The 3500-nt window shown below is 51.6% G+C and carries 3 protein-coding genes; 1 reads left to right on the top strand and 2 read right to left on the bottom strand.

Translation table 11 applies throughout. The annotated features are described in order from the left end of the window. Window positions 1-1375 (bottom strand): SMODS domain-containing nucleotidyltransferase (locus tag AB4Z11_RS26805; RefSeq protein ID WP_442028888.1); only part of this gene is annotated, 1375 nt, incomplete at its 3' end. Continuing rightward, window positions 1372-2304, bottom strand: a complete 933-nt coding sequence (locus tag AB4Z11_RS26800; protein WP_442028887.1) for an S-4TM family putative pore-forming effector — start codon at window positions 2302-2304, stop codon at window positions 1372-1374. The genes AB4Z11_RS26800 and AB4Z11_RS26805, both read right to left, overlap by 4 nt. An 810-nt stretch (window positions 2305-3114) precedes the next feature. Here AB4Z11_RS26800 and AB4Z11_RS26795 point away from each other — a divergent pair. Then, window positions 3115-3500: flagellin N-terminal helical domain-containing protein (locus tag AB4Z11_RS26795; RefSeq protein ID WP_442028886.1), on the top strand; the 386-nt coding region annotated here is incomplete at its 3' end.

Raw genomic sequence — 3500 nt, 5'->3', positions numbered from 1 at the left:
ATGCTTCCACAAAGTGAACACCGCGGTACGACAGATGTTCCATCCGGCTACCTCCCTTATCCGAGTCGTAAAAGTCGCCGCGCAACTGTTGAGCGTCGTAGGCTGCCTTATCAGTATTGGTAATGCGCCATTTGACGATGTAATCCGGCGGGAATGGGACGCCAGTCACGTTCATCGCGGTAAACTTGACCCAGTAGCCGCTTTTCAAAGGATCCAACGACTGCACCGCGCAAATCGGCTGACCGTACTCGCTCGGATAGAGAGCTGCAATGATATTCACGGTAAGCTGTGATTGCTGCGCTGCACGTCTCCACTTTGGCCGGTTGATGTATGGCAGTTTGGTAAGACGCGCGGGCAAAGCCCTGCCGCCGATCGCTATAACCTTTTGCACCAAGTCCTGATACTGGCCGGCGACCACAATAGCCCCGTCCTCCCTTGCGACTGCTTCGCTAATACGTGCAGATTCCTTGGCCTCACCCGCCGCGAAGTTATCGCCGAAGACACGCTGCCACTTGCCGATGCTTTCGTCGCGATCGGTCTCATCATAGGCGTCATCAATCCATCCTCGATACAGATTGATCTTGTCGCGGAAGTTCGAATATGTGGATTCGTTCCACCCACGGCTTTGATTTTCCGTTGCAAGCACTGGGTTGGAGACATGAGGAACGTTGGGGCGTGCCTGGAGCCAGTCGTCCAAGCGGCCGACCAAAGTCTTCAGGGAGGTCGGTAAGTCCGCAAATGCGCTGGAATCCTTATCGCTTGAATATATCTGCATCCCCAGCAGGGTAGTAAACAAGAACGAAGGGCAGGTGAAGTTTGTCTTGATATCACGAAGGTATTTCAAGAGCCTCGTCACCTTTTTGAGATCGTTGCCTCCCGCGATACTGTTTTTCTGAATAACCCAGTCGGTGTACGCCTTGGGTGCGGACTGTTCAAACATGTCGGTGCCGCGGTTGCAAACTTCGTACTGTCCCCTGTACGTTCTATCGACGACGCATGGAGCAATATCGATGCGACGATCGCATGCATACTCAATGGTTACGCAGTGCGAGTAGCGTCGAATTTTGTCTGCATATGTTGCGTTAGCCTCCAATGCATTTGCCAGCTTATTGACGTATTCTTTAGCGGTCCAATCCTCTTTTGCTTCCACGAAGACCAAAAGATCGGCATCGAACTCCTTGTCTGGCAAAGGCTTGATGATCGTCTTGTGCGCCCAAGACCCTTGGGGCGCGAAGTCTATGATCTTAGCCTCCCAGGAACTGGCCTTCACAGCTGTCTTAACGGCTTCGATGCTGTTTTCCAATAAGTCCAGTCGAGTGGCATTGAGGTTAACAAAGTCTTCAAGAAAGGTGCGGAAATGATCGTGTAGCTTCATACTTTCATCTCCTTCATTTGCATCTCTTTGACTTGCCCTACAAGCTTCTCGGCGGCGTGGCGAGCGGCATCTTCGTTCTTTGTCCTGAGGCGGCGATAAATCCAGTCAAACACCAACGGACTGCTGGCCCTGTGCTGGTATATGGCGTCCTGTAGTTCGCGAGAGCCCTTAACCAAATCTTGCTCGCTGGCGCCGGCCAGGGCTTTATCCCACAATTTCTCGCACTCAGTCTTAAGCGTTACCAAAGTGTTCGCGGTGTCGATCTGCTTGCGGTGCTCACGAATCGCCCAGTTGAATATCGGCATAACGGGCGTAATCACGGACAGCAGGAGTTCAGGCAATTTCAGCTTCAACGCGATCCCTGAGGCTACCAAACCAACAGCCAAGATGACGGCAAGCGCAAGAAGCCAGCCTCCGTAGCGCTTACGAATACGGGCGTCGTATGAGAGATTAGTGCGCTGACAGATTAATCGCGCGAAGCGTAGCGGGACATCACTGACGCAGGTCTCATACCAATCCAAGAATCCCGCTTCACGCTCTTTCGACAGAACTTTTCCGGACGCCTCACGTATGTCTTCCGGATCCACAGGGGCACCAACCACAAATCGGTTCCACGGCATACCCAAAATCTTGGTATCGAATTCTTCTTGCAGTTTCGCACTCCGCTTTGTGCGGTCCTTTTGAATTCGCTCCACTACCGCAGTATCCAAGAGCAAAACCGTTAGCGCGGCCAACGCAAAGTACGGTTTCAAATCTGGATAGTGTGGTGCCAGCAGGAGACTTAGTACCGGTAATGCAACCGTAAGGACAATGAACCAACCTTGCGTACTTTTCGCTCTGCTGGAAATGACAAATCTGGCGCGCAGCAAGGCGATGAACTCCGATTTACGCTGCTTTTCCGCAATCTCATTATTGATAAGTGTAGTCATTGTCATTGAATGAAATCTTCCCAGTCACCGATAAATGGTAACAGACATTTCAATCAATTGCCTCAAATCCAACACTAGTTGCTGTTACGAAATCTTCATGCAGTGCTGTGCACAGCACCGAACAACCAGAAGCCATGTTCAAAAACATCAGGCACTTCGAGAACTGAAACGTGTTCACCAAAGACTAAATCTAGGTCCATAGATCACTGCTGAATATGACTCCAAGAGTTACATCCGCAGGGGAACTACGGCCGCTATGACCGAAACTTCGCTTCATCTCAACGCAGTTCGTTGATGAGTACCGTAGCGGCAAGGATATGGGTTTAATGACAGTAACGAGCGGTCATGACGACGAAAGCGAACCCGTGTGGGTCCCAAATTGCTGTCACGTCAGGTCTATATATCGCCCGCTGCGTTACCGTTTGAAAGAATACTGCCAGGTGCTCGCCGCAAGCTTCCTAGATAAAGCTAACGAATTGTTGAAGTTGAACAGATTGTCGTGACTAGTCACCGATGACACTTTTGATAAAGGCGGGGCGTGACGGCATCAAGTGGCAAGAAGGAGTTTTAGGACAACTACAAATATTCGTTTGAACCCTAAAGTTCCAGCAGAACTTGTCGCGTGAGACGGTAGCAATGGCACCTCTTTGACTATAGAGCCAAAACTAGCAGTTTGGACTCGTCACTGCACTTCAAGGTTTCCGACGGTTCCCCGTAATCAGACACAACAGCGGCTTCATTGTCACAAGTAAGTGGCAGGCCAAAGTGAATGAGCAAWTWGCCCAACTTACAGTACCGGAGAYYTASATCATGGCTCAGASCATCAACACCAACGTTGCMTCCYTGAACGCACAGCGTAACCTGAATGCGTCTCAAGCTTCCCTGTCGACCTCGCTGCAGCGCCTGTCCTCCGGGCTGCGAATCAATAGCGCTAAAGACGACGCGGCCGGATTAGCAATCTCCGAGCGCTTCACCTCGCAGATTCGTGGCAACAACCAGGCGGCTCGTAACGCGAACGATGGTATCTCGCTGGCGCAGACGGCTGAAGGTGGTCTCAGCACCGCCGGCGACTTGCTGCAGCGCATCCGAGAACTCTCCGTGCAGTCTGCTAATGGCACAAACTCTGATTCCGACCGCAAATCGATCCAGAACGAGGTGTCGTCGCTGGCAAAGGAGCTCGACCGCGTGGCCAATAC

Origin of the sequence: Pseudoduganella sp. RAF53_2 (assembly GCF_052113985.1) — a bacterium.
Classification (GTDB): Bacteria; Pseudomonadota; Gammaproteobacteria; order Burkholderiales; family Burkholderiaceae_D; genus Rugamonas.
The sequence above is the reverse complement of the archived record's forward strand: the minus strand, read 5'-3'. Positions and strand labels throughout refer to the sequence as shown.